The sequence below is a fragment of the Oenococcus sp. genome, from assembly GCF_047725585.1.
Taxonomy (GTDB): domain Bacteria; phylum Bacillota; class Bacilli; order Lactobacillales; family Lactobacillaceae; genus Oenococcus; species Oenococcus kitaharae_A.
This window is the reverse complement of sequence record NZ_JBDNNF010000002.1, coordinates 318860-341671: the sequence shown is the minus strand read 5'-3', so window position 1 is coordinate 341671 and position 22812 is coordinate 318860. Positions and strand designations below refer to the sequence as shown.

Annotated in this window: 20 protein-coding genes; 4 read left to right on the top strand and 16 right to left on the bottom strand. The window is 42.3% G+C overall.

Features of this window, described 5'->3' with window-relative positions:
- Window positions 1-16 precede the first annotated feature (16 nt).
- On the top strand, window positions 17-931 hold the full coding sequence (locus ABF487_RS04140) for a 1,4-dihydroxy-2-naphthoate polyprenyltransferase (protein ID WP_415634558.1): 915 nt from the start codon (window positions 17-19) through the stop codon (window positions 929-931).
- 31 nt (window positions 932-962) lie between these two features.
- On the opposite strand, the gene ABF487_RS04135 is transcribed toward ABF487_RS04140, so the two are convergent.
- Window positions 963-1775 carry an SPFH domain-containing protein gene (locus ABF487_RS04135; RefSeq protein ID WP_415634557.1) on the bottom strand — a complete coding sequence of 271 codons (813 nt, stop codon included), beginning with the start codon at window positions 1773-1775 and terminating at the stop codon, window positions 963-965.
- 9 nt (window positions 1776-1784) lie between these two features.
- Window positions 1785-2126 (bottom strand): toxin-antitoxin system HicB family antitoxin, encoded by a 342-nt coding sequence (locus ABF487_RS04130; RefSeq protein WP_007746431.1) that lies wholly within the window; start codon window positions 2124-2126, stop codon window positions 1785-1787.
- 206 nt (window positions 2127-2332) lie between these two features.
- On the opposite strand from ABF487_RS04130, the gene ABF487_RS04125 reads away from it, so the two are divergent.
- Entirely contained in the window at window positions 2333-4870 is a 2538-nt protein-coding gene (locus ABF487_RS04125; protein WP_415634556.1) for a M1 family metallopeptidase, read from the top strand.
- 202 nt (window positions 4871-5072) lie between these two features.
- Here ABF487_RS04125 and ABF487_RS04120 read toward each other — a convergent pair whose 3' ends face one another.
- The 3 genes from ABF487_RS04120 to ABF487_RS04110 all read right to left on the bottom strand — a co-directional run bounded on the left by ABF487_RS04120 (window position 5073) and on the right by ABF487_RS04110 (window position 8583).
- Complete coding sequence (locus ABF487_RS04120) at window positions 5073-6749, bottom strand: ATP-binding cassette domain-containing protein (protein ID WP_415634555.1); 1677 nt, start codon at window positions 6747-6749, stop codon at window positions 5073-5075.
- 277 nt (window positions 6750-7026) lie between these two features.
- Complete coding sequence (locus ABF487_RS04115; protein WP_415634554.1) at window positions 7027-8196, bottom strand: DUF2075 domain-containing protein; 1170 nt, start codon at window positions 8194-8196, stop codon at window positions 7027-7029.
- Between the two features lie 24 nt (window positions 8197-8220).
- Window positions 8221-8583, bottom strand: coding sequence for a MerR family transcriptional regulator (locus tag ABF487_RS04110; RefSeq protein ID WP_415634553.1), 363 nt, complete (start codon window positions 8581-8583; stop codon window positions 8221-8223).
- Between the two features lie 545 nt (window positions 8584-9128).
- On the opposite strand from ABF487_RS04110, the gene ABF487_RS04105 reads away from it, so the two are divergent.
- The gene (locus tag ABF487_RS04105) at window positions 9129-10454 is read left to right on the top strand and encodes an MFS transporter (protein ID WP_415634552.1); all 1326 of its coding nucleotides are present in this window, start codon (window positions 9129-9131) and stop codon (window positions 10452-10454) included.
- A 52-nt stretch (window positions 10455-10506) separates the two neighbouring features.
- On the opposite strand, the gene ABF487_RS04100 is transcribed toward ABF487_RS04105, so the two are convergent.
- The 4 genes from ABF487_RS04100 to udk all read right to left on the bottom strand — a co-directional run bounded on the left by ABF487_RS04100 (window position 10507) and on the right by udk (window position 13330).
- Window positions 10507-11304 carry an alpha/beta hydrolase family protein gene (locus tag ABF487_RS04100; protein WP_415634551.1) on the bottom strand — a complete coding sequence of 266 codons (798 nt, stop codon included), beginning with the start codon at window positions 11302-11304 and terminating at the stop codon, window positions 10507-10509.
- A 10-nt stretch (window positions 11305-11314) separates the two neighbouring features.
- Complete coding sequence (locus ABF487_RS04095; RefSeq protein ID WP_415634550.1) at window positions 11315-11596, bottom strand: hypothetical protein; 282 nt, start codon at window positions 11594-11596, stop codon at window positions 11315-11317.
- A 114-nt stretch (window positions 11597-11710) separates the two neighbouring features.
- Complete coding sequence (locus ABF487_RS04090; RefSeq protein WP_415634549.1) at window positions 11711-12592, bottom strand: diacylglycerol/lipid kinase family protein; 882 nt, start codon at window positions 12590-12592, stop codon at window positions 11711-11713.
- Window positions 12593-12694: 102 nt separating this feature from the next.
- Window positions 12695-13330 (bottom strand): uridine kinase, encoded by a 636-nt coding sequence (udk, locus tag ABF487_RS04085; protein WP_415634548.1) that lies wholly within the window; start codon window positions 13328-13330, stop codon window positions 12695-12697.
- A 101-nt stretch (window positions 13331-13431) separates the two neighbouring features.
- Here udk and ABF487_RS04080 point away from each other — a divergent pair, with 101 nt between their 5' ends.
- On the top strand, window positions 13432-14748 hold the full coding sequence (locus ABF487_RS04080; RefSeq protein WP_415634547.1) for a C1 family peptidase: 1317 nt from the start codon (window positions 13432-13434) through the stop codon (window positions 14746-14748).
- 39 nt (window positions 14749-14787) lie between these two features.
- Here ABF487_RS04080 and ABF487_RS04075 read toward each other — a convergent pair whose 3' ends face one another.
- The 7 genes from ABF487_RS04075 to parE all read right to left on the bottom strand — a co-directional run bounded on the left by ABF487_RS04075 (window position 14788) and on the right by parE (window position 22806).
- The gene (locus tag ABF487_RS04075) at window positions 14788-16080 is read right to left on the bottom strand and encodes an APC family permease (RefSeq protein WP_415634546.1); all 1293 of its coding nucleotides are present in this window, start codon (window positions 16078-16080) and stop codon (window positions 14788-14790) included.
- Window positions 16070-16819: a gamma-glutamyl-gamma-aminobutyrate hydrolase family protein gene (locus ABF487_RS04070; RefSeq protein ID WP_415634545.1), complete on the bottom strand. Its 750-nt coding sequence runs from the start codon at window positions 16817-16819 to the stop codon at window positions 16070-16072. Before ABF487_RS04070 ends, ABF487_RS04075 begins: the two co-directional genes overlap by 11 nt.
- 82 nt (window positions 16820-16901) lie before the next feature.
- Window positions 16902-17171, bottom strand: coding sequence for a 30S ribosomal protein S14 (rpsN, locus tag ABF487_RS04065; RefSeq protein WP_007746454.1), 270 nt, complete (start codon window positions 17169-17171; stop codon window positions 16902-16904).
- Window positions 17171-17335 carry a 50S ribosomal protein L33 gene (gene rpmG / locus ABF487_RS04060; protein ID WP_007746456.1) on the bottom strand — a complete coding sequence of 55 codons (165 nt, stop codon included), beginning with the start codon at window positions 17333-17335 and terminating at the stop codon, window positions 17171-17173. The genes rpsN and rpmG overlap by 1 nt, the downstream gene beginning before the upstream one ends.
- 99 nt (window positions 17336-17434) lie before the next feature.
- Complete coding sequence (locus ABF487_RS04055; RefSeq protein ID WP_415634544.1) at window positions 17435-18355, bottom strand: manganese-dependent inorganic pyrophosphatase; 921 nt, start codon at window positions 18353-18355, stop codon at window positions 17435-17437.
- Window positions 18356-20785 (bottom strand): DNA topoisomerase IV subunit A, encoded by a 2430-nt coding sequence (parC, locus tag ABF487_RS04050; RefSeq protein WP_415634543.1) that lies wholly within the window; start codon window positions 20783-20785, stop codon window positions 18356-18358. It abuts the gene before it with no gap.
- The gene (parE, locus tag ABF487_RS04045; protein WP_415634542.1) at window positions 20785-22806 is read right to left on the bottom strand and encodes a DNA topoisomerase IV subunit B; all 2022 of its coding nucleotides are present in this window, start codon (window positions 22804-22806) and stop codon (window positions 20785-20787) included. Before parE ends, parC begins: the two co-directional genes overlap by 1 nt.
- Window positions 22807-22812 lie beyond the last annotated feature (6 nt).

Below are 22812 nucleotides of genomic sequence, written 5' to 3'. Positions count from 1 at the left end.
TCATGAGGCTAGAGATATGAATTTGAAAGTTTTTTTGGAATTAGTTGAGATTAAAGCCAAGACGGCCAGCATTTTTCCTTTTTTGCTGGGCCTTTTGTACAGCGCTTATCATTTCAAGCAGGTCAATTTAATCAGCTCGCTGATATTTTTTATTGCCATGCTGCTGTTTAATATGGCAGTCGACATCAATGATAATTATCAGGATTATAAACGAGCGCAGCGTCATCATGCTGATGAGTTTCGTCTGAAAACCAATGTGATTGGTGTCAATCATTTGTCCATCAAAGCCGTTGGCAGATTAATGGCCAGTTTTGTCACGATAAGTGCCCTGCTGGGTATTTGGCTGGTCAGCAGGTCTGGCTTGCTGCTGTTGATTCTGGGGATTTTTTGTTTTGTCGTCGGCTATTTATATGCAGGAGGCGCCAAACCCTTGTCGGCACTTCCGTTAGGTGAATTCTTTTCGGGATTTACAATGGGCTATATGATTTTTTTAATCACGCTTTATTTGAATTTGGCACCGCAAAAATCGCTAAGCTGGCTGATTGTGTGGCAGGCGTTTTTGCCGATTGGCTTGCTTGCTTTGGCGATTGCGGCGTTGCTTCTGGCAAACAATATTTGTGATCAGAAAGAAGATTTGGCTTTAAATCGCCGGACGATTGTTTATTATCTTGGCAAACGGCGAGCACTGATTCTCTTTAATCTTTTATATTTACTGGGGTTTGTTTCTCTTATCTGTGCTGTTTGGCTGAATCTACTGCCGAAAATGTCTTTGCTGACCCTGCTTGTGATCCCGATTATTTGGCGCAACCTCAAAGCTTTTAATGCAAAACAAGTCAAAAAGGAGACATTCATCCTAGCAGTGAAAAATCTCTTGATTCTATCCTTAAGCTGTACTGTTGCTGTCGCACTAGGCGTTTTGCTGCACATATAAAAAAGCACCCCAGATAGCGGTGCTTTTATTTTTAGTGGCTATTCAGCAATTTGCCAACAGCTGGAATCTGCCCCAAAGAGGCAACTTGGTCGCTCGAAACAACGATCGTATTCGAATTAGATTTGGCTAAATCGGAAAAAGCGTTAATGCTTTGATTCTGAAAGTATTTGTCGTCGGCTTCTCTTAAACCAGCCTGGACAGTATCGATACGATACTTTTCGGCATCGGCCCGGCTTTTGGTTGCATCTGCCTCAGCTTTGGCAGTGGCCATAATCGCATCATTTTTGGCTTTAGTCGTTAATTCAATCGATTTGGCTTCACCTTCAGCCTGTGCGATTGTGGCAACACGCTCACGATCGGCCGTCAGCTGTTTGTCCATGGCTTCTTGAATGGCACGGGAAGGGGTCAATTCATCGATATTGATTCGGTCAACATTGATGCCGTAAGTGTTTGTCAAATCACCAATGGCTGTTGCCAATTCTTGGTTAATCCGAGCCGTTGCGCCGAGCGCTTCATTGAGGTCCATGCGTCCGATAATGTCACGAAGATGTCCACGAACCAATTGTGCCATTGATTCGACCGAATCCGTGTTTTCATATTCGTATTTCACTGCATCGGTCACGTGATAGTTCAAAGTGACGCTAGCCGATACATCTGCGTTATCTTTTGTGATAACCGAATAATTCGGCAGTTTGAGCGGGTTCATTGCCAAACTGACTTTTTTAATTCCCTGAAAAAAAGGAATATAAAAGTGAATTCCGGGTTCGACGCTGTTGCGGTATTTGCCCAAAGTTTCCACCAGACCGCGATTGTTCTGCGGTACGATCTTGAAAAATATTGCCATGTGTTTCTCCTAATTTGTTTCTTCAATTTTTCTTAGCGTTAAAACATTGCCGCTCGCTTCTAAAATAACGTAATTAGCCGTTTTATCGACTTTTTGGTTATCCTCGATCAAGTAGCGGTAATAGATACCGGAAACATCGACAAGGCCGTTTTTGTCGTTTATTTTCCTGCCTGGCACAGTCGTACCGACAAATTGTCGATCTTCAAAAGAACTGTTTTCAACATTTTTCTCAAGGACTTTTGTAATATAGGAATTCACACTCCGCTGATCCGCTGCGGCCAACCGCGTGATTTTCTCATGCAGTTCCGGATCTATTCGAAGCGCAATATTGCCAGATTTCTTCTCAACCACTTAGATACCTCCTGACCGTCATTGTAAATATCGTTTTGATATCATAATGATATAAATATTGTAGCATCTTTTGAAGCTTTAAAAACGTTTTTTCGCTCAATCATATCTTTCTTGGATTACACTAAATGTTATAGCATGACGGTGTTTTTGATAAATAGCCTAGAGCCGTATCAGCACTGTTAGCAGCACGTTCTGAAAGGTGAGAGATGACAGAGTTTAAACATTTTTTTGAAACATTCCAGCCGGATCACTATGATATCTTTTTGGATATCAATCGCGGCACGAAAAAGATCAACGGCCAGGTAACCGTCACTGGTGAAGCTAAGGCTGATTCCATTTCGCTTCATGGCAAGGATTTGGCGGTAGCTTCAGTCAAAAGCGAGGGGAGAGAGCTGCCTTTTACGCTGGATAAAGACACTGATGCGATTGCTATTTCGCTGCCAAAAGCAGGTAAGACTAGCCTGACAGTTGATTATTCAGCAAATTTGACAGATACAATGATGGGTATTTATCCATCATATTATGAGTTGAATGGTGAAAAAAAGCAGATTATCGGCACGCAGTTCGAGACGAATTTTGCTCGTCAGGCATTCCCATGTGTCGATGAGCCAGAAGCCAAGGCGACTTTCAGCCTTGCGATTAAGTTCGATGAGCAGCCCGGCGAGACGATTTTGGCCAATATGCCTGAAAAACGTTTTGAAAATGGTATCCATTATTTTGATCAGACAGTCCGTATGTCGACTTATCTAATCGCTTTTGCCTTCGGAGATCTGCAGAGCAAGACAACGAGGACTAAAAGCGGCGTGAAAATCGGCGTTTATGGGACTAAAGCACACAAATCCGATGAATTGGATTTTGCTTTGGATATTGCTAAACGCTCGATTGAATTTTACGAAGACTTTTACCAGACACCGTATCCATTGCCACAATCGAATCAGTTGGCTTTGCCTGACTTTTCTGCCGGTGCGATGGAGAACTGGGGACTTGTTACGTATCGTGAAGCCTACCTGCTATTGGACCCGAAAAATACCTCGCTTGAAGTCAAACAGCTGGTTGCCACGGTTGTCGCTCATGAATTGGCTCACCAGTGGTTTGGCGATCTCGTCACAATGAAGTGGTGGGATGATCTCTGGCTGAACGAAAGTTTTGCCAACATGATGGAATATGTGGCTATTGATGCTTTAGAACCTGATTGGCATATTTGGGAAACATTCCAAATTTCTGATTTACCAGCCGCACTGCAGCGAGATGCGACTGATGGTGTTCAATCCGTGCATGTCCAAGTTGAGCATCCGGCTGAGATAGACGCCTTGTTCGATGGTGCGATTGTCTACGCCAAAGGTGCCCGTATGCTTGTGATGGCGCGTGCTCTGATTGGCGATGAAGCCTTAAGAAAAGGTTTGAAGAATTATTTTGCTGCACATCATTATGGCAATGCGACCGGTGCTGATCTTTGGGCAGCTCTCGGCGATGCATCTGGTATTGATGTTAGTGCTGTCATGAATTCTTGGTTGGAACAGCCTGGTTACCCAGTTGTTACAGCAAGCGTTGTTGATGGCAAACTCACTTTGTCTCAGCAGCAGTTTTTCATTGGCGAACACAAAGAAGCCGGCCGTCAATGGCAGATTCCTTTGAATAGTAATTACGATGCTGTGCCAGCGCTGATGACTGAAAAGGCGCTTGAAATTGGTGATTACACTGCTTTGCGTGCTGAATCAGGCAAGCCTTTCCGTTTGAATGTCGGCAACAATTCTCATTTCATTGTCAAATACGATCAGACTTTGCTGGACGACATTTTGTCCGATACACAATCCTTAGACGCCATTGCACAATTGCAGATTTTACAGGATTTGCGTCTGTTGGCCGATGGTCGTCAAGCTTCTTACGCTGACCTTGTCCCGCTTTTGACTCATTTTTCTGACAGTCATGCCATGCTGGTCAATGCAGCTTTGTACCGGCTGGCTAATAATTTAAAGAAATTTGTCTCAGCTGGTTCAGATGAAGAAAAAGATTTGCAGGCCTTTTTCAATCAGCTTGGGAGTGAGCAGGTAACACGTTTGGGCTGGATGCCAAAACCCGGTGAATCCAATGATGACCAGTTGACCCGGCCATATGTACTGAGTGCCGTTTTGTATGCGAAAAATCCGGCAGCAATTGCCTCGGCTCATGATCTGTTTGCTAAGAATGCTGATAATTTGATTGCTTTGCCAGCTGATATTCGTCTCTTCGTCCTGAGAAATGAGATGAAGAATTTTGCCAGCGAAAGTTTGTTCAACGACTTCTTCGCTGCTTATCGTAATACCTCTGACGGCAGCTACAAATCAGATTTGCGAGCCGCACTGACGAGTGTCTCTGATCCAGCCTTAATTGCAGCTTTAATTGGCAAATTTGAAGATGCCGATACAATCAAGCCACAGGATCTTCGCGGATGGTATCGCGGTGCTTTGGATAACGATGATGCTCAGCAGGCTGCCTGGGACTGGTTCAGGAATGATTGGGACTGGCTGGAGAAAACAGTTGGCGGCGATATGGAGTTTACGACTTATATTACGGTCACTGCCATGGTCTTCAAGACGGCCGATCGTTTGGCTGAGTTCAAAGCCTTTCTGGAGCCGAAAATCAACACACCAGGTCTTACACGTGAGATTGTCATGGATACAAAGGTGATCGCTAGTCGTGTTGACTTAATTGAAGCAGAAAAAGATGCTGTTCACGCGGCTGTAGCTAAAGCAATTAAGGATTGATTTAAAGTTTTTCTGAAAACGCCTCAGGGCGTTTTTTATTTAGTTGATTAATAGGAATTGCAAGCCAAGCAGTGCGACGTTTGGTCACTTGAATATAACTTTGAATAATATATATTATGTAAACTAAAATATATTTGTCCGTTGCAAATGTAAAACTTCCAGAAGTTTGTATGTAACAAATAGTAGTTTCAGTAAAACCCTATTACGCTTTCCCGGTTGCATCTATGAATTGTTGAAATTCCTGATCCGATAGTAAAACTTCTGGCGATGCCATCTGGTAAATTTTGTTTTCTTTAATCCAGATAATCTTGTCATAGCTGCAAAGCAAACTCATATCGAATTTATGCGTGATATACAGTAACGTTAAATCTTTCAAGGCGAGAATGTCTTTCTCAATTCGATGAGCCAGTTTTGCATTAAGACCTGACAAACTTTCATCGAGTACCAAGAGCGGCTTTTGCTGATATAGCCCTCTAGCAATTGCTATTCTTTGCCGTTCGCCACCTGAATAATTGTCACCATTGTGAGTGGATTTATTTTTTAGTCGAGATTTGTTTGCCAAAAAAAGATCTGCAGCACTGATTTTTAATACCTCTTCAAATTTTTTATGATTCATCTTTTTGCCCAAAACAATGTTCTCCTCGACTGTTTTGTTAAAAAGATATGGTGATTGATCCACATGCGAGACAATGCTGAACATGCTTTCGTTATTGGCAATCTCATTGCCATCGACTGTTATTTTGCCTGTATAGTTGTTGATGAATCCTGACACAATATTCGCCAAGGTCGACTTGCCTGAACCACTATCACCAATTAGGAGATATTTGTTATTTTTATCTAAAGTCAGCGAGATGTCATTAAGGATACTTGTTCCTTGAAGCTTTAGAGAAACTTTTGTGAGACAAATATCTTTCTTGAAGGTTAATTTTGGAATTGAGTTCTGATCAGATTGCCCGAGGACGGATAAATTTTTGATTTTTTCTATAATCGGCTTAGCACTCTTCATTTGAGGAATTAGTCTAAAAATATCAATCAAAGGATAGACAAGTGTATTCATGGTTTGCACCATCGTGAGCATAATGCCGACCGAAATAACGCCCTGCATGATAAACCAAATTGCTGCAAGTACCGCTGCATATTGAACTAGCATGCCTAACATGGCAGACGTTGCATAATTTGACATAATCCATTGTCCCGATGAAATTTTAGCCCCGGTATAATGCTTGTTGGTCTCTTTAAAACCTTCTAAAAATTGATCTGTCGATTGTGTCGATTTTACTGTGCTAAAACCATTCAAAATATCTGTCGCAGATTCAGTAAGGGCTTCAGACTCTGCAGAAAAACGGGATTGTTTGTTTTGCAATTTTTTGCTCATGAGTGTCGGGATAGCAAACACGATAACTGACCCAATCATTATCACGACAAAAACCACCGGTTGAAGATATAGAATTGCTGCTGACGAAATGGCCACTATGACTAACTGGGAAATAAAATCAAAAAAAGGTTCAATCGAATCCCGCTCAATCAGTTCGACATCATTTAATAAACTGGAAGTGTACGAGCTGAGTTCCTTCGTTTTGAAATCTGACACTTGTTTAGAAATGATGGACGCAATCATTTTCTCTCGAATTTCGTAAATGATTTTGCCGACAAACCTAACCATTAAAGTTTGATTCAAGACATCGAAAACCCATCGAAGCAGCACAACAGTAATGCCAGCCGCTATCATCATGAAAAATAGCGTTATTTCTTTGTTATGAGCATGTTCGACAATATATCCGTAGTAACTAGCGCTAGTGATACTAGCAATCGCATAAAGACTGGATGACAAAATAATAACGAAAACGCGTCGCCAATTTTTAATGATCATTTTTCTCATTTTAGTCCCCTTGTTTTTAAGTGATTTTAAATATCTTTTGCGCCAAGTTCTACAAGTTTATCGATTCTAGATCAATCAAAACAGTTAATTATTGCGTTTATCAAAAAATTTATATGCACAATACCCAATGATCACAATAAATACTAGATAACAGAATCCAAGCACATGGTTCGGTAGCGATGCCTTGTTATTGTCTAGAAAAAACATACTAACTACACTGATCATTGCTGCGACAATGTATTTGATTTTATTTGTCATTTTTTAGAATCCTTTTCCGCTAGTCTCGGTTCTCATACAAATCCACGAGACGCTTGCGTAAAGCGTCATCATAGGCTGTCAGATACATGCCGTATTTGCCGCGTTTGATTAGCACATTTAAGACGTTAGCAATAAAATCTTTGTATTCTGCTCTCGTGAATTGAATGTCTTGGCGTTTTTTGAAAATTTCTTTGTGTGAATATTTTTCTGGGATAATCGTCATACTGTCTGTCTTTGCGTCATAGCCGAAAGATGGCCCGATAATCATACCGACATAATTCAAATCAAAGCCCTGGAGCGTGTAAATCGTCCCGACTTGCGCAATTGAAGATGTCCGCTTAGCCCAATGTGTCCGCTGCGGATTCCATTCATCCCAGGGCAGAGAAAAAGTATCCATTTCAACATTGTGGCGGCCGTCAATGCGTGGAAAACCTGAAGTTGCCACCACCCTGCTTAAGCCGACCTCCTGATTTTTTGATTTGATTTGCTCATACAAGGCACCAGCAGTTGAAAACACTTTGAAGTCAAAGTTACTGTTTGTCGGAAATGGTTTGAGAGTTTTTTCGGCAGTCAAATCATCCATCCAGCGGACTTGGTCGTCGCTAGCGACCATGCGGTACTGGAAGTCCATATTAAACAGCTGATAAGGATGATCGCCAATCGTTTGCCTTAATAATTCTTTGGACCAATACATTTTTGACTGGAAAACTTGCGCAAAATCATAAACAACCACGACAATTTTGGCTAAATTCATCAGATCTGTCAGCTGATTTTGGCCCCGATAATGCGCATAAGGCTCCGATTTGGAATAAAGCAAATGCGCCTCATCAACGAAAATGACATCGTATTTCCAATGATTTTTCTCAGCATGATTAATCAGCGGCGTTGGGCGTAAAATATCTTTTTCGGCCATGCCGGGTATGTCGTCTGCAAAATCTTGATAGGCCTTGAACAGTTCAGGATGGTTGACGACCAGTGCTGTCCTATAACGTTTATCGGTCATGTATTTCGTGACCAGACGCATTAAAACAACTGACTTGCCAGTCCCAGCAGCTCCTTCAATAATGGCAACGGCATGCTGTTTGCCACTGAGATGTTTACTGATGAAAGTATTCATGTCCGAGATAGTCTTGTTTTGGCTATCAGATAAGTGGTCAATCATAAATTGGTCTTTTAGAATTTTATTCAATGCATTTTCGCTCCTGTTTGTTGATTATTGCGCCATTAGCAAGTCTTTTAGCTGATTTGACACGCTAATTAGTTTTTCTTTTCTTTGTTCAATTCTTTTGAGCTCATGTTCTGCCTTTTGGATTTCCTTTTCGACTAAGGCTAAATTTTGCTGCCATTGTTCGCTAGTTGAACAATTGATATCATGCTGCTGCTTGATTTTTTTAATTAATTCGATTGAAAATTCAAGTTGCTTTAGTTGCATGATTTCATCGTAAGCGATAATGTCCTGGCTGGTGAAGACGTATTTACCAGCAGATTTACTTGGCGTTAGCAGATCCTCTTCAATATAAAAACGAACCGTATCACGTGTTGCGCCCACGGCAGCCATGAATTCTCTTAATTGCATGATGATTCCCTCTTGTCAGGGGGTCGACCCCTTGTGTTTCAATTATTTTATCAAAAAAGGAGTATCGCTCTTGGCAATTATAACTGACATTCTTATCTATCTGTACGCGGCACTTATGATAATCGCGACTTTCTCGGCTCGATCGAAAATGCCGATCTGGCTTTTTGGCGCAAATCTGATATCTGGGATTTTGCTGGCCTGCTTTCAATTAAATCCTATTTTTCTAAGAATCGGGCTGCTTACACTGATTGCTGTCGCAATATTAAATGGTTTACTCATGAATAAGAAAATCCATATCAGTCACTTGTTTTTGCGGCTGCTGATATCCTTACTTTTATATTTACTTTTTACAGCTTTTCATTAAATACTGTTCTATAATGATTATCATTTTGACAAATGACACTTCTTCCTACTAGAATAAGCCTCAGTATTTACTTTTAGTTAATTGTTTCGATCAAAGAAGGTGCTCAAATACGACTAGCAGAGATCATCGATCAGCTTCGATTTCTCAAAAACCGTTTTCCGGGATTTTCATTACTGCCCTTTTGCTGGGAGCGGCTCTAAATCCAATCAACGATACATTAATTTCCACAGCGCTTGTGCCAATTGCTCATAGTTTTCATATCGCAGTTGCTCAAACGGTTTTACTTGTCTCGGCACCCTACTTAGCTTGTGCTGTTGCCCAACCGACTGCCGGCAAACTGTCTGAACAAATTGGCCCGCGCAAAACATTTCTGTCAGGCGTGATCATGGTTCTCTTAGGCGGCATTTTAGGCGGACTAAGTCACAATTTGATTTCTCTGATTGTGTCCCGAGTCATTATTGGCATCGGAACATCAGCCGGTTATCCATCGGCCATGTTTATGGTTCGTGCTCGCGCTAAAAAAGCTGGTATGATCAATGCACCGGGTGGTGTTCTCGCAGCTTTGGCCGTTGTAGGCCTTACTTTTATTGCCGTTGGCCCGCCAATTGGTGGTGTGCTCGTAGCAAGTTTAGGCTGGCGCATGATTTTCTTTATTAACGTACCTTTTGCCTTGCTAACAATTCTGTTTATCTTTATTGGTGTTGAAGCAGATGAACCTTTAGGTCATCAAAGCATTAAAAACTTGTTGATGCGCATTGATATTATTGGCATTTTAGGATTTGCTGTCATGATTTCAGCCTTGCTGCTGTTTTTGATCTCAATCCCCTCACCCCAATGGATAAGTTTTATCGTTTTCTTGATTGCGGGTTTTCTGTTCGTCTTCTGGGAATTACACACGCAGACCCCATTTTTCGACATCAAAGAACTGCTTTCTAATACACAATTAATGCTGACATATTTAAGGACGATGATCGCCATGCTGGGTGCTTATATTATTTTGTACAGTCTGCCTCAGTGGCTCGAAGATGCACATGCTTATCCTGCTGATACAGCTGGTTTGATGATTGTGCCAATGGGGATTGTGTCGGCGATCGTTTCCACTTTGATTTCTAGAAAGGGTCTTGTTCTTGGGTCTTTTATCGCAACTGGTACATCTACTGTGGCTGGTGGTATTCTGCTGACTTTGTTGGGAGGCAGCAATACACTTTACTTGTCTCTGATAGTGACTGCTGTGTTCGGAATTACTTTAGGAGCTGCTATGGGCGGCGGTCAATTGGCTCTGTTCAAACAAGCGAATCCGCAACGAGTCGGCACTGCTTCTGGCTTATTAAGAACATTCACTTATTTAGGCTCGATCAGTGCGTCTTCGGTCACTGGGATTGCTTTCCATCAGGCAGTCAGTGATCCGGGGCTCCATGCAATCGGCCTAGTTGTCGCGATTTTAGGCGTTGTCATTTTGTTGATTACTTTAGCGAATCATTTGAGCCATGAGAGAGTGAGATCTTAATTTTAAACAAACGATCTTAAGAAATATGGCAACTATTGAGTCGCCATATTTCTTATGCTTTTAAAGTTTCTTTAATAGCGGTTATTGTCCTCTGCCAAACGCTCGCGTATGGATTGATGAGATCAAAATGGTTTGCATCTGAATCTAAAATCAATTTGATATTGTCGTGAAGTTTTTCGGCTTTTTCAGCATACTTTATCGTCATACCGCTTGGTACGTAATCATCTTTTAGACCCTGTACGAGAATTTGCGGAATCTGCATTGGCAGCAGATCAAAAGGAGACGCCGATTGATAGTCAACATTTTTATTGAGTGGTGTTCCTCGCATCAGGTCTGTGACAGGACTATGTTTACCTAAAACTGTATCACGTTGCCAGGCATCCTCTAAAATAGAAACAGCGGCCAGACTGACAACCATCCTAGGCTTGACTGATAAACGATGAATATTATCAGAATGGTCTAGCGCTTGATTCCGGTATCGCAGGCCAGCCCATAAAGCTAAATGGCCGCCTGCCGAGTGACCGAGAATGATGACACTCTGCTTATCGATCGGCCAGCTATGAGCCAATTCCGTCAAAAAATTAATGGCATCAATGACGTCGTTAAAAGTGCCTGGCCATCCTGCGCCTGTTTCGCCGATCCGCCGGTATTCGATATTCCAAACCGCATAACCGCGTTGATTCAGACCATTTGTTAGTGTCTGAAGCTGCGTGAGGTCAGCAAAAGATTGCCAAAAACCGCCATGAATCATAACAATTGTTGTGTATTTATCATGCTTTTCTTCTGGCAGACTCAACAAACCGAATTGTGACGGGGCCTTGCCGTAATAAATTTTTTTGCTAACGATCATAATGCCAGTGTCAAGACAATTTCTTTGGTTCTACTGCAGTAGACTGATGAATGATTTTATTAATGATAAAAGCGGCCAGTAGCCAGGTGATGACAAAACATAAATAAATGATCAAAGACTGCCAAGTCAGCGCAAAACTAATCTCCTTTGTCGCTTGGCTGCTGGCTTTTAAACCCATCAAGTTTGTAATCGTAGCCCCTTTGGTAATTTGAAAGAGCGTCACAATATAATCGACAATAAAAGCCACGAGGTATACAGTAGTCGCGATGCCTATTTTTCCGACGGTTTGCATTAAAAAACTCCCTTCTGTTTTCCAAAGCAAAATTAAAATTTTATGTTACTGTTTTTGAATCGGAGATTTCTCCTTGTAAACAATCTTAAACTTATGAGCTGTTTTTCGGATGTATCAATCCGTAAACACTTGCAGAAAATCCTTGTGCCAGAGCAGTTGTATTGGTAATTTTGGTCCGGGATCACCATCGATTCTCGTCTGTACAGGATGATCGGTATTTTTACTTGTTATCATCATGTCCCGCAATTCAAAATAAGTTAGGCTTTCTGATTCGCGAATATTGCCCGTCAGTGCAAAATAAAAATAGCTGGGACTTTTAAGCAGGCTCATGTTGTGGAGAATCGTTGCATGCAAGCCTTTTAAAGGCTGGTCGATATACTTATGTCCGCCAACATTGCTGCTGGCCGTAATCAGACACATCCAAATTTTATAATCAGCCTGAAAACTGTTACTTTTAAATTCAATCTGCTGCGACCCGGATTTATTCAGGTTTTTCATAGCTTGCCAAAAATAGACGATTTTTCCCCATTTTCTCTTGTCTTCTTGGCGGACATCGTTGGAAAGGTCGGCCAGACTGCCGAAGGTTAAAGAACTGATGATCGCTTTGTCATCACCGCAAGAACCGATACTAAAAGCCTTCGTGCGGCCTTTTAAGATAATGTTAACGGCCGATTTTTCATCATTGGGAATTTGGGCAGTTTTTGCAAAATTATTGACTGTCCCGCTTGGAATCAAGCCAACCGGAATCGTTTTCCCACCTCGCAAAAAAGCTGTAGCGACCAGATTTAATGTGCCGTCACCGCCGATAACAATAATGGCATCAACCTCGTTAGAAGCTTTTTTAATGGCTGAAATTGCATCATCGATATCTTTGCCAGTAATAAAAGCTGACTGGATATTCTGGCCGGACAAGGAAATTGCTAATCTTTGTGCAACTTGTTTGGCTTTTCCCTTACCAGCATTTGCATTGAAAAAAATACCATATTTTTTTGTCATCGTATCTTCCTCGAAAACTCGGCCAGAATCGCCAAGTGTCAGATTTATTTCCCCTTTAGAGGTAGGGTCTTTATCATAATATATTCGCTGGCAGTATCGCCATCAATTAGGCAGAACTGCTTTAATCTGGTTAATTAACAAATCAATGCCGATGCGATTACTCTTTCCTTCTGGAATAATCACGTCAGCGTAGCGCTTGGTTGGCTCGACAAATTGATGATACATTGGTTTGACGGTCTTCAAATATTGATTAATCACGGATTCAGTCGATCTGCCGCGCTCAATCATGTCCCTTTTTAGGCGGCGAATAAAACGAATATCGTCATCCGTATCGACAAAAATTTTGATATCGAGCAGATCGCGGATACGTTCATCGACGAACAACAGGACGCCTTCAACGATGATCACTTTAGCCGGCGGCATGGGCAGTGTTTTAGCTGAACGGGTATAGTTTTCATAATCATAAATCGGCAGATCAATAGTTTGATTCTGTTTCAGTTTTAGCAGATCTTCGTACAGCAAATCCATATCAAAGGCATCTGGATGATCGTAATTGACACTTTTCCGTTCCGCCATTGTCATGTCTTTTTGATCATTATAAAAAGCGTCTTGTGGAATAATGGCCACCGATTGATCTTTAAGATGTTCGTAAATATCTTGGGCAATGGACGTTTTCCCGGAACCGGAACCGCCGGAAATACCAATAATTGTGACCTTATTTTTCTCAGATGTCTGCATTACTTTACTATTGTTCTATTCTGAGCTATATCTGTCAATCATAATTGTGATCGATCGCACGATTTTGTTTTAAGATAAAAATTAAAAAAAGAGGTAAATAAATGGCATCAGCTTTAACAAATGATGATTTAAATGAATTACGAGAATCCCTGGCTCAAGACGACAGAGCTAGCGTCCTAACAAGAACAATTACAAAAAACGGCATTCGCAATAGCAGCTTTGATAATCAAGCTGCCGCACGTTTGAACAGCACCTTTTCGGTCGAGGTTGAGACTGGACAAGTGACTAATCAAAAACGCAGCGGCCGCTGCTGGGAATTTTCATTATTAAATACCCTGCGGCATCAGTTTGCCAAAAATTACAAGGTCAAAGACTTTGAGCTGTCACAGAATTATTTGTTTTTCTGGGACAAGATTGAACGAGCCAATATTTTTTATCACAATGTCGGGCAGACTGTTGATAAAGCCATGGATGACCGTTTTGTCCATATGTTGTTTAATCAGCCTGGGGAAGATGGCGGTCAATGGTCCATGGCGGCGGCGTTAGTCGAAAAGTACGGTGTTATGCCGGCTTATGCGATGCCAGAGACTTTCAATACGGATAACACGAGCGATTTTCAAGAAGCCATGAATAAAAAATTGATCAAGGATGGTTTTCAACTGCGCAATATGGCTAAGTCCGGCAGCAGCGAAGATGAATTGGATCAGGCCGAAAAGAAAATGCTGCAGGAAGTTTATCGCATGGCTGCTTATTCTTTTGGCGAACCAGCCAAGACTTTTGATTTAGAATACCGTGACGATGACAAAAAATATCATCGCGAAGCCGCTTTAACGCCACAGGATTTCTTCAAAAAATATTTTAAGGTTGATTTTGATGATTATGCCGTTGTGACCAATTCGCCTGATAAGGCATTTAACCAGTTGTACAGCCTTCCCAGTCAGAACAATGTCCTAGGCGGCCGGGATATCGAATTTTTAAATGTGCCGATTGATGTGTTGGAAAAAACAGCAGTTGCTCAGCTTCAAAGTGGTGAAACTGTTTGGTTTGGCAACGACGTTCTTCAGCAGATGGATCGTCAGAGCGGTTTATTGGATGGACATTTATTTGACGAATCTTCCCTCTTTCAAGTTGATCTGAATATGACCAAAGCGCAGAGATTAACCAGCGGTGAAGGAACGGTCTCGCATGCCATGACTTTAACTGGCGTTGATTTAATTGATGGTCAAGCAGCAAAATGGAAAGTCGAAAATAGCTGGGGAGATAAATTAGGCGATAAAGGCTACTTCGTCATGAGTCCTGATTGGTTTGAAGACTATGTCTATGAAGTTGTGGTACATAAGGATCTTCTGCCTGAGGAACTAAAAGCTGTTTTGAAACAGCAGCCAACCGTTTTGCCAGCCTGGGATCCTTTAAGCTGAAATTTGTTTATAAAAAACCTCATGATTAGATGAGGTTTTTTAATGCTTATGATAGGCGGTTAGGAAATAAAATGGCACAGCAACAACCAAAGCGCCTAATCCCCAAAAGAGCTGCTGCAGATTTGTCTGAATCAATAGCCACAGGCTGATAATCAGAGCAACAGCTGGAATCACAGGACCGAGCGGCAGTTGAAAGGCATGTGCCTGCCCTTTTTTCGTCTTGGCAAAGACAAAAACCGCGATAATTGTTGGAATGTATTGGGCAAAACGCGAGACGGCTGAAATCAGCGCCAAATTAGCAAATGTCGAGTTAAATAAGGCAATAATCAAGGAAATAGTCGTTGATACAATAATCGCGACGTAAGGGGCGTTTTTGCGATTCTTTTTAGCCAATAAAGATGGCATCATTTTGTTTTCAGCCAAGGCAACACCAGATCTTGGTGTAATAAATGACGAAGCTACCAGCAGACCACCGATTGATATCAAGGATCCGGCAGCAATTAAATCACGTCCCAATGTGCCGATTGCGTGACCAAGTGCATCCATCAAAGGTGTGGCTGAGTTTGCCAAGCCATAACCCATCATGCCGATTGCAGTCACTTGAATCAGCACATACACCAGTGTCACAACTGAAATAATCAGAATGATTGCACGCGGCAAATTTTTTTGTGGATTTTTCATCTCGCCTGCAGCGACTGAAATACCTTCAAAACCCGTGAAAGCAAAGAACATGGTCAAAGCGGCCTGTCCAAAACTGCCAGATGTATAACTGCCATTAGGAAAAAAAGGCGTGAAATTGTTTCTCTTAATAAAGAACAAACCAATTGCAACAAAGAGCAATAGTGGCAGCAGTTTGCTAATTGTGACAAAATTATTGACGATCTTAGTCAGCTGAACGCCGGAAATATTAATCAGAGCCAGTAGCAGCAACAGAACGGCCACTGTCATCATACGTGCCGTATTACTGGATAGCGCTGGTATGAAAGAGCCTAAAACGGTAGCAAAAGCAACCGCAGCTGTTGCTTCAGCAATAATTCGGATGGCCCAAGTAACAAACCCTACTTCGTAACCGACAAAATTACCAAAAGCTTCTTTTGCGTAGAGATAAGGGCCGCCGTTTTTATCGAAAAAATTCGCGTCCTGAGCAAAACAGAGTGCAATCGTGGCAACTAGTACGGCATCCAACAGCAGGACTAAAATACTAGCTACACCGATTAATTTCATGGGTGCGCTTGGCAGCAGGAAAATTCCGGACCCGATAATCCCATTAATGCCGAATAGGACGATACTCCAAAATCCTAATTTTTGTTTTTGCGTTGTTTTATCTGCCACTTCTTGTTCCTGCTTGATCTATAAAATTTTGAAATAATGCCAGTTGTTTTGGGAAACGCTGCCACATACTTTCAGGATGCCATTGGACAGCAATAATCTGATCGGAATCAAGACTTTCAATGCCTTCGATGACGCCGTCAGGTGCCTTTGCTGTCACTTTCAGGCCTGCACCGAGTTCCTTAACAGCCTGGTGATGGCGAGAGTTGACAAAACCTTCTTGGCCGAGAATTTTAGCCAATTCGCTTCCCTTTTCCATCGTGACGCGATGAGTAGGGAAAGAGCCTTCTGTCGGCGACTGACGATGTTTAATTTTCAGATCTGGATACTGAGCTGCCAAGTCCTGATAAAGATTGCCGCCTAAAGCGACGTTGATTGATTGGATACCACGGCAGATACCGAAAATTGCTTTGCCAGCTTTCACGGCTGCTTGAATCAAGCTCATTTCAAATTGATCGCGTTCATAAAATGTCCCGCCTAATTGAGGGATCGGGTCTTCTCCGAAGAATCTCGGATCAATATCGGGTCCACCTGGAATTAATAAGCCATCAAAAGCATCGACCAGCTGGCCAATATCATTTTCATGGATTGAAGTTGGCGCTGGCAGAATAGTAGCGATGCCGCCAACTTGATTAATGGCTCGTACGATATCCCTGGGTGCGTAATCAATGGCCTGATCGTTAGAAGACATTGATTGGGATCGAGAAATATCAGAAGTAATTGCAATAATTGGTTTTTTCATATTGTGAGTAATTCTAACAAAGGAAGTTTCGAAAATAAATAAAAAACACCAAATTCCTAAAAGAAATTGGTGTTTTTTAAAATTACCAGCTTGCTTTACGAACGCCAGGTAACTGACCCTTATGTGCCAGTTGACGGAAGTTCAAACGACTCAAACCGAATCCACGCATATATGCATGTGGACGACCATCGGTCAAATCGCGATTATGTGCACGCACTGGTGATGCATTACGAGGAAGCTTTGCTAATGCTTGATAGTCACCGGCAGCTTTTAATGCGGCACGCTTAGCAGCGAACTTAGCAACTGTGGCTTCGATTTTCTTTTCTTTTTCGATCTTAGACTTTTTAGCCATTACTTCACCTCCTTAAATTCAACAACTTGACGCAATTTTGGTGAATACTTCTTCAAAACGAGTCTGTCAGGCGTATTGCGACGATTCTTGCTCGTCAAATAAATGCGTTCGCCCGTCTTGTCGTTCCCAAGAACGACGTGATCTCTTTGTCCTTTTCCTGCCATTTTTTCTCCTAAAATTCTATTTAACGAAAGTCAATCAGTACAAGCAAATATTATACACAAGCTAAAATTACTTGTAAAGTGCAAGTTCAATTAATTTGCTTATTTGAACTGCTCGGTGATCGGTGGTACGACTTGTTTCTTCCGTGAAACGACACCAGGAAGATCCAATGAATTGGCCGTGAGTGTTTGACCAAAGGCGGCAGCAATTTTATCTTCATCCGAACCATAATAAAGTGCTTTGGAGTTTGAATTCAGAATATCTGTGATAACAAACAGAAAGCCGTTGTAGCCATCACTAGCAATCTCAGCTTCAATTTCCTTTTTAATGCCGTCCTTGCGTGTCAGGACTTCTGGAATATCAACTGTGTTTACTTGGCCGATTCTCAGCGTCTTGCCAGCTAGCTCAAAGCTTTTGGCATCGCCATCTATTAATTCTTTATCAGTCTTCTTAGAAAGATTTGTGCCCGCCTTCAATAAATGAATACCAAAATCATCAATATCCAAAACACCTGCCCGAGCAGCCAGCTTGCCAGTAACATTGCGGTCAACATCCGTCGTTGTCGGGCTCTTCAGCAGCAAAGTATCCGAAATTAAAGCTGACAGCATCATACCTGCAATAGGCTTTGGAATCTCAATCCCATCTCTCTCAAAGAAAGTGAACAGAATCGTCGATGTCGAACCGAGTGCTTCAGCATGATAAAACAGCGGTGCGCTCGTCTTGAAATCAATCTTATGGTGGTCAAAGACATGTGTGACTGTCAGATCAGCAATATTAGAAACTGATTGTGCTGCCTCATTATGATCAACTAAGACAACTTCTTTGGTGTCAGCCTTTTCAATCACACGTGGTGCTTGTACCTCAAAGTAATCCAGAGCGAATTTTGTTTCGTCGTTAGGTTGGCCAAGTGCGACAGCCTCTGTGTCCATCCCTTTTTTATTCAAGTAATAAGATGCTGCAATCGCGGCTGCAATTGCATCTGTATCAGGATTCTGATGCCCAAAAACTAATTCTTTCGCCATTTAATCTATAACCTCTTGTTTTAATCTCACTTTTATAATCATACTATTTTTTTCGACTTTGACTTTTCTTTTAAAGTCATCGTCTAATCCGCCCAAGTTATCGGCATTTGCAAAGAAATCAATGACCTGATTGTCGGACGTAAGCGCCTGCAGCTGTGTTTTGCCCTTATCAGCAATTGCTGCCATACCAGCGATTAAGTCCTCTGACATGAAAATCGTTTCAGCACGCTGAACTGTATCGCTTGTAGAAATCGGAATTTCCAAGGGATTTAGAATTTTCAGCTGGCCTCTGTCATTCATCAAAGCCAGGAGATCTGAGTTAGATATCAATGCCATCGCCATAATTGAATCTTTTTTACTAATCTTGGCAGGTTTGCCGCCGCTGGATTTAGCAGTCATGAATACTATTTCACTCAACGGGAACTTATACAGATAACCTTTTTGGCTGGCCATAATTACTAAGAAATCCTGTGTCGCAGCTAATTGAACCGAAACGAGTTTATTATCGCCTTTGATCGTAATCGCCTTGCTGGCACGCTTTCTATAGTATTTGGTCGGGAGAAGATCCTGCTGACTGACCTGTTTGATAAAGGCATCGCTGCTGGTCAAAACAAAGCTGCCCTGCCCTTTTAGGTCAGGCAAATCGAAAACCTGGACAATGTTTTCATCGGGAGCAAGGCCGGAAATCTCTTGAGAAAGATGCTCGCCAACGTCTTTCCACTTCGTATCGGCTAATTCATGCACCGGCCGGTAAATCATGTTGCCCTTATTCGTGAAAATGAATAAATGACTCAAGGTATTTACTTTAGCCAGGTAAACAGCATAATCGTCATCAGTCAGTCCATTTTCATCACTTGCCTTGTAAGAACGAAAGGAAGCACGTTTGGCATAACCGTTCTTTGTGATTTGAACCACGACATCTTCATCAGCAATCATAACCGAGGTCTTGATTTTGAGCTGTGCAACTTCTGCTTGAACTTCACTCTTTCGCGGATTGCTATAGCTTTTATCGATCTCCTGCAGCTCTTTTTTCAGAACTTTATTGAGTTCGCGCGGTTCATTTAAGATCAGATTAAACTCGTTGATCTGCTCAGTTAGTTGATCGTGTTCCTGCTGCAAAGCCGTCACATCAGTATTTGTTAAACGATAAAGCTGCAAAGTGACAATTGCTTCCGCTTGAGCCTGAGAAAAATCGAATTTTTTAACTAGATTATCTTTAGCGTCTTTGCGGCTTTCTGAAGCACGAATTGTGGCCACGACTTCATCCAAAATACTCAGCATTTTGATCAGGCCTTCGACAATATGCTGCCGTGTCTGGGCCTTTTTCAGATCAAAATCAGTCCGGCGATAGATAACCTCTTTTCGAAATTCTAGAAAAGCCGCCAAAGCCTGTTTTAATCCAACAGAGACAGGGCGCTGATGCGCAATAGCTGTCATATTAAAGTTATAAGCAACCTGCAAATCGGTTTTCTTAAACAAGTAGTTTAAAATGCCGTTCGCATCAGCATCCTTGGCCAATTCAATGACAATTAAAAGTCCTTCTCGACTGGTATCATCACGAACCTCGCTAATGCCATTGACATCTTTGTTGACGCGGATTTCATCAATTTTAGCGACTAATGCCGATTTGTTGACTTCGTAGGGCAATTCGGTAATTTCAATCTGCTGTTTGCTGGCCTTCAATTTTTTGATCTCGGTCCGAGCACGAATATAAATTTTGCCATGGCCGGTTGTATAGGCATCTTTAATCCCGTCCAAGCCCTGAATAATTCCGCCAGTTGGGAAATCGGGACCCTTGACAAATTGCATTAAATCTTCCAATGAAGCTGCGGGATGCGCCAGTAAATAAATCAAAGCACTGATGATTTCACCTAAATTGTGTGGTGGAATTTCCGTTGCATAGCCCGCAGAGATACCAGAAGCGCCATTGACTAGCAGATTTGGGACACGGCTGGGCAAAACAGTCGGCTCGTAGCGCGTATCATCAAAATTTAAGACCATATCGACAGCCTGCCGATCCAAGTCAGACAGCATTTCGCCAGCAATTTTAGATAAACGTGCCTCGGTATAACGCATGGCGGCTGGCGGGTCATTATCGATTGACCCATTATTACCGTTCATGTCGATTAAAGGTTCGCGCATTTTCCAGCTTTGACTCATACGGACCAAAGCATCATAAATTGACGAATCACCGTGGGGATGATAATTACCCATCACGTTGCCGACGGCCTTAGCAGATTTTCGATAAGCATGCTCAAAGGTGTTGCCATCCTCATTCATGGCAAACAAAATTCGCCGCTGGACTGGTTTTAAGCCATCGCGGATGTCGGGTAAGGCACGTTCTTGAATAATGTATTTGGAATAACGGCCGAAGCGTTCGCCCATGACATCTTCGAGGCTTAATTCTTGAATTCGGCTTTCATCTGCCATTAAATAGGCTCCTTTTCGTTAAGCTCCGGGTGGTAGGTTCCATCGTTGCCATTGACTGTATCTAGAATTGACCCAGCTTCGTCCAAAGAAAAAGCGACATTATCTTCAATCCATTTTCTTCTCGGTGCTACTTGGTCTCCCATTAACACCGTGACCCGCTTTTCAGCTAAAGCAGCATCTTCAATCCTGACACGGATCAAGGTACGATGGTCAGGATCCATTGTTGTTTCCCAAAGCAGGCTGGCATCCATTTCGCCTAATCCTTTATAACGTGTGATTGCATAACCACGGGCAGCTTTTTTTGTCAGGCCGGCTAATTGTTCGTTGGTCCAGGCAAAATCTTCAGTTTTGCGTTTGCCACTACCGGCTGTGACTTTATATAAAGGCGGCAGCGCAATGTAAACACGGCCAGCTTCGACAAGCGGCCGCATATATTTATAAAAGAAAGTCAGCAGCAGGGTCTGAATATGAGCACCATCATCATCGGCATCGGTCATAATAATCACTTTATTATAGGCAGCGTCTTTCAAACTGAAATCAGACCCGACACCCGCACCGATTGTATAAATCATTGTGCTGATTTCTTCATTCTTCAGCAATTCATCCAGACTGGCTTTTTCTGTATTCAGAACTTTACCTCTTAAAGGCAGCACGGCCTGAAATTTACGAGCCCGTCCTTGTTTGGCTGAACCGCCGGCTGAATCTCCTTCGACGAGAAAAAGTTCGTTTTTAGAGGCATCTTTAGATTGAGCAGGTGTTAATTTACCAGACAGCAAATGTTCCTTGCCTTTTTTCTTTTTGCCGCTGCGTGATTCATCACGTGCTTTTCGTGCGGCTTGTCTAGCTTCACGAGCACGCAGCGCTTTTCGGACGAGATTTTGAGCAAAATCGCCGTTCTCCATCAGATAACGGCCTAATTGTTCAGATAACACAGAATCAACGGCCGAGCGGGCTTCCATCGTGCCTAATTTCTCTTTGGTCTGACCTTCAAATTGTAAAATATCTTCAGGGATACGAAGATTAATCACGACTGCAAGCCCTTCACGGACGTCCGAACCTTCAAAATTGGCATCTTTTTCTTTTAAAAGACCAATTTTACGGGCGTAGTCATTAAAAGCTTTTGTCCAAGCTGTTCTAAAACCAGTCTCATGAGTTCCGCCATCCGGTGTGTGGACATTATTGACAAAAGAAAGCAGTGTTTCGGAATAACCATCATTATATTGAGCAGCAACTTCGACTTCGATTCCTTGCTGGCTGCCATCGAAATACATCATGTTGCCGATAACCGACTTTCCTTCATTTAAATAACTGACAAATTCTTTAATACCGTCCTTATAGCAGAATTCTTCTACCGTTGCTGGCTCTGTTCGTTCATCAGTCAGAACGATACGGATACCCTTTAGCAAAAAAGCTGACTCGCGCAAACGGTCAGAAATTGTTTGAAACTTGTATGTGGTTGTCGAAAAAATCTTTGGATCTGGTTTGAAAGTGATTGTCGTGCCGGTCTGGTCGCGTGTTTTACCAATCTTTTTCAGGCTGCCGTCCGGATGCCCGCCATTAATAAAGTGTTCACGATACTTGTAGCCATCACGATTAATTTCCACGGTGAGACTTTCAGATAAGGCATTCACGACAGAAGAACCGACACCATGCAGGCCGCCGGATGTTTTGTAGCCGCCTTGGCCGAATTTTCCGCCAGCATGCAAAACAGTCAAAATGACTTCGGGCGTCGGCTGGCCCGATGCATGCATCCCTACTGGCATACCACGACCGTGATCAACAACCGTGATCGAATTGTCCTTATGTATTGTGACTTGAATACTGTCGCCAAAACCAGCCAGGATTTCATCAACAGCGTTGTCAACAATTTCCCATACTAAATGATGCAGGCCTCGGCTGTCAGTCGAGCCGATATACATGCCGGGCCGGACACGAACAGCCTCTAGGCCCTCTAAAATTTTAATATCTGATTCGTCGTATGTGTTTGTGTTTTTTTGCGTCATAGCCACCCGTGCGAACATTCATTC

Excerpts from the sequence above, each read along its gene's own strand:
- ABF487_RS04120 (WP_415634555.1), bottom strand. The coding sequence starts at position 6,749 with ATGAGAAAAATGATCATTAAAAATTGGCGACGCGTTTTCGTTATTATT.
- udk (WP_415634548.1), bottom strand. The coding sequence starts at position 13,330 with ATGCAGACATCTGAGAAAAATAAGGTCACAATTATTGGTATTTCCGGC.
- ABF487_RS04055 (WP_415634544.1), bottom strand. The coding sequence starts at position 18,355 with ATGGCGAAAGAATTAGTTTTTGGGCATCAGAATCCTGATACAGATGCA.
- ABF487_RS04100 (WP_415634551.1), bottom strand. The coding sequence starts at position 11,304 with ATGATCGTTAGCAAAAAAATTTATTACGGCAAGGCCCCGTCACAATTC.
- ABF487_RS04125 (WP_415634556.1), top strand. The coding sequence starts at position 2,333 with ATGACAGAGTTTAAACATTTTTTTGAAACATTCCAGCCGGATCACTAT.
- ABF487_RS04135 (WP_415634557.1), bottom strand. The coding sequence starts at position 1,775 with ATGGCAATATTTTTCAAGATCGTACCGCAGAACAATCGCGGTCTGGTG.
- rpmG (WP_007746456.1), bottom strand. The coding sequence starts at position 17,335 with ATGGCAGGAAAAGGACAAAGAGATCACGTCGTTCTTGGGAACGACAAG.
- ABF487_RS04080 (WP_415634547.1), top strand. The coding sequence starts at position 13,432 with ATGGCATCAGCTTTAACAAATGATGATTTAAATGAATTACGAGAATCC.
- ABF487_RS04070 (WP_415634545.1), bottom strand. The coding sequence starts at position 16,819 with ATGAAAAAACCAATTATTGCAATTACTTCTGATATTTCTCGATCCCAA.
- rpsN (WP_007746454.1), bottom strand. The coding sequence starts at position 17,171 with ATGGCTAAAAAGTCTAAGATCGAAAAAGAAAAGAAAATCGAAGCCACA.
- parE (WP_415634542.1), bottom strand. The coding sequence starts at position 22,806 with ATGTTCGCACGGGTGGCTATGACGCAAAAAAACACAAACACATACGAC.
- ABF487_RS04095 (WP_415634550.1), bottom strand. The coding sequence starts at position 11,596 with ATGCAAACCGTCGGAAAAATAGGCATCGCGACTACTGTATACCTCGTG.
- ABF487_RS04090 (WP_415634549.1), bottom strand. The coding sequence starts at position 12,592 with ATGACAAAAAAATATGGTATTTTTTTCAATGCAAATGCTGGTAAGGGA.
- ABF487_RS04110 (WP_415634553.1), bottom strand. The coding sequence starts at position 8,583 with ATGCAATTAAGAGAATTCATGGCTGCCGTGGGCGCAACACGTGATACG.
- ABF487_RS04140 (WP_415634558.1), top strand. The coding sequence starts at position 17 with ATGAATTTGAAAGTTTTTTTGGAATTAGTTGAGATTAAAGCCAAGACG.
- parC (WP_415634543.1), bottom strand. The coding sequence starts at position 20,785 with ATGGCAGATGAAAGCCGAATTCAAGAATTAAGCCTCGAAGATGTCATG.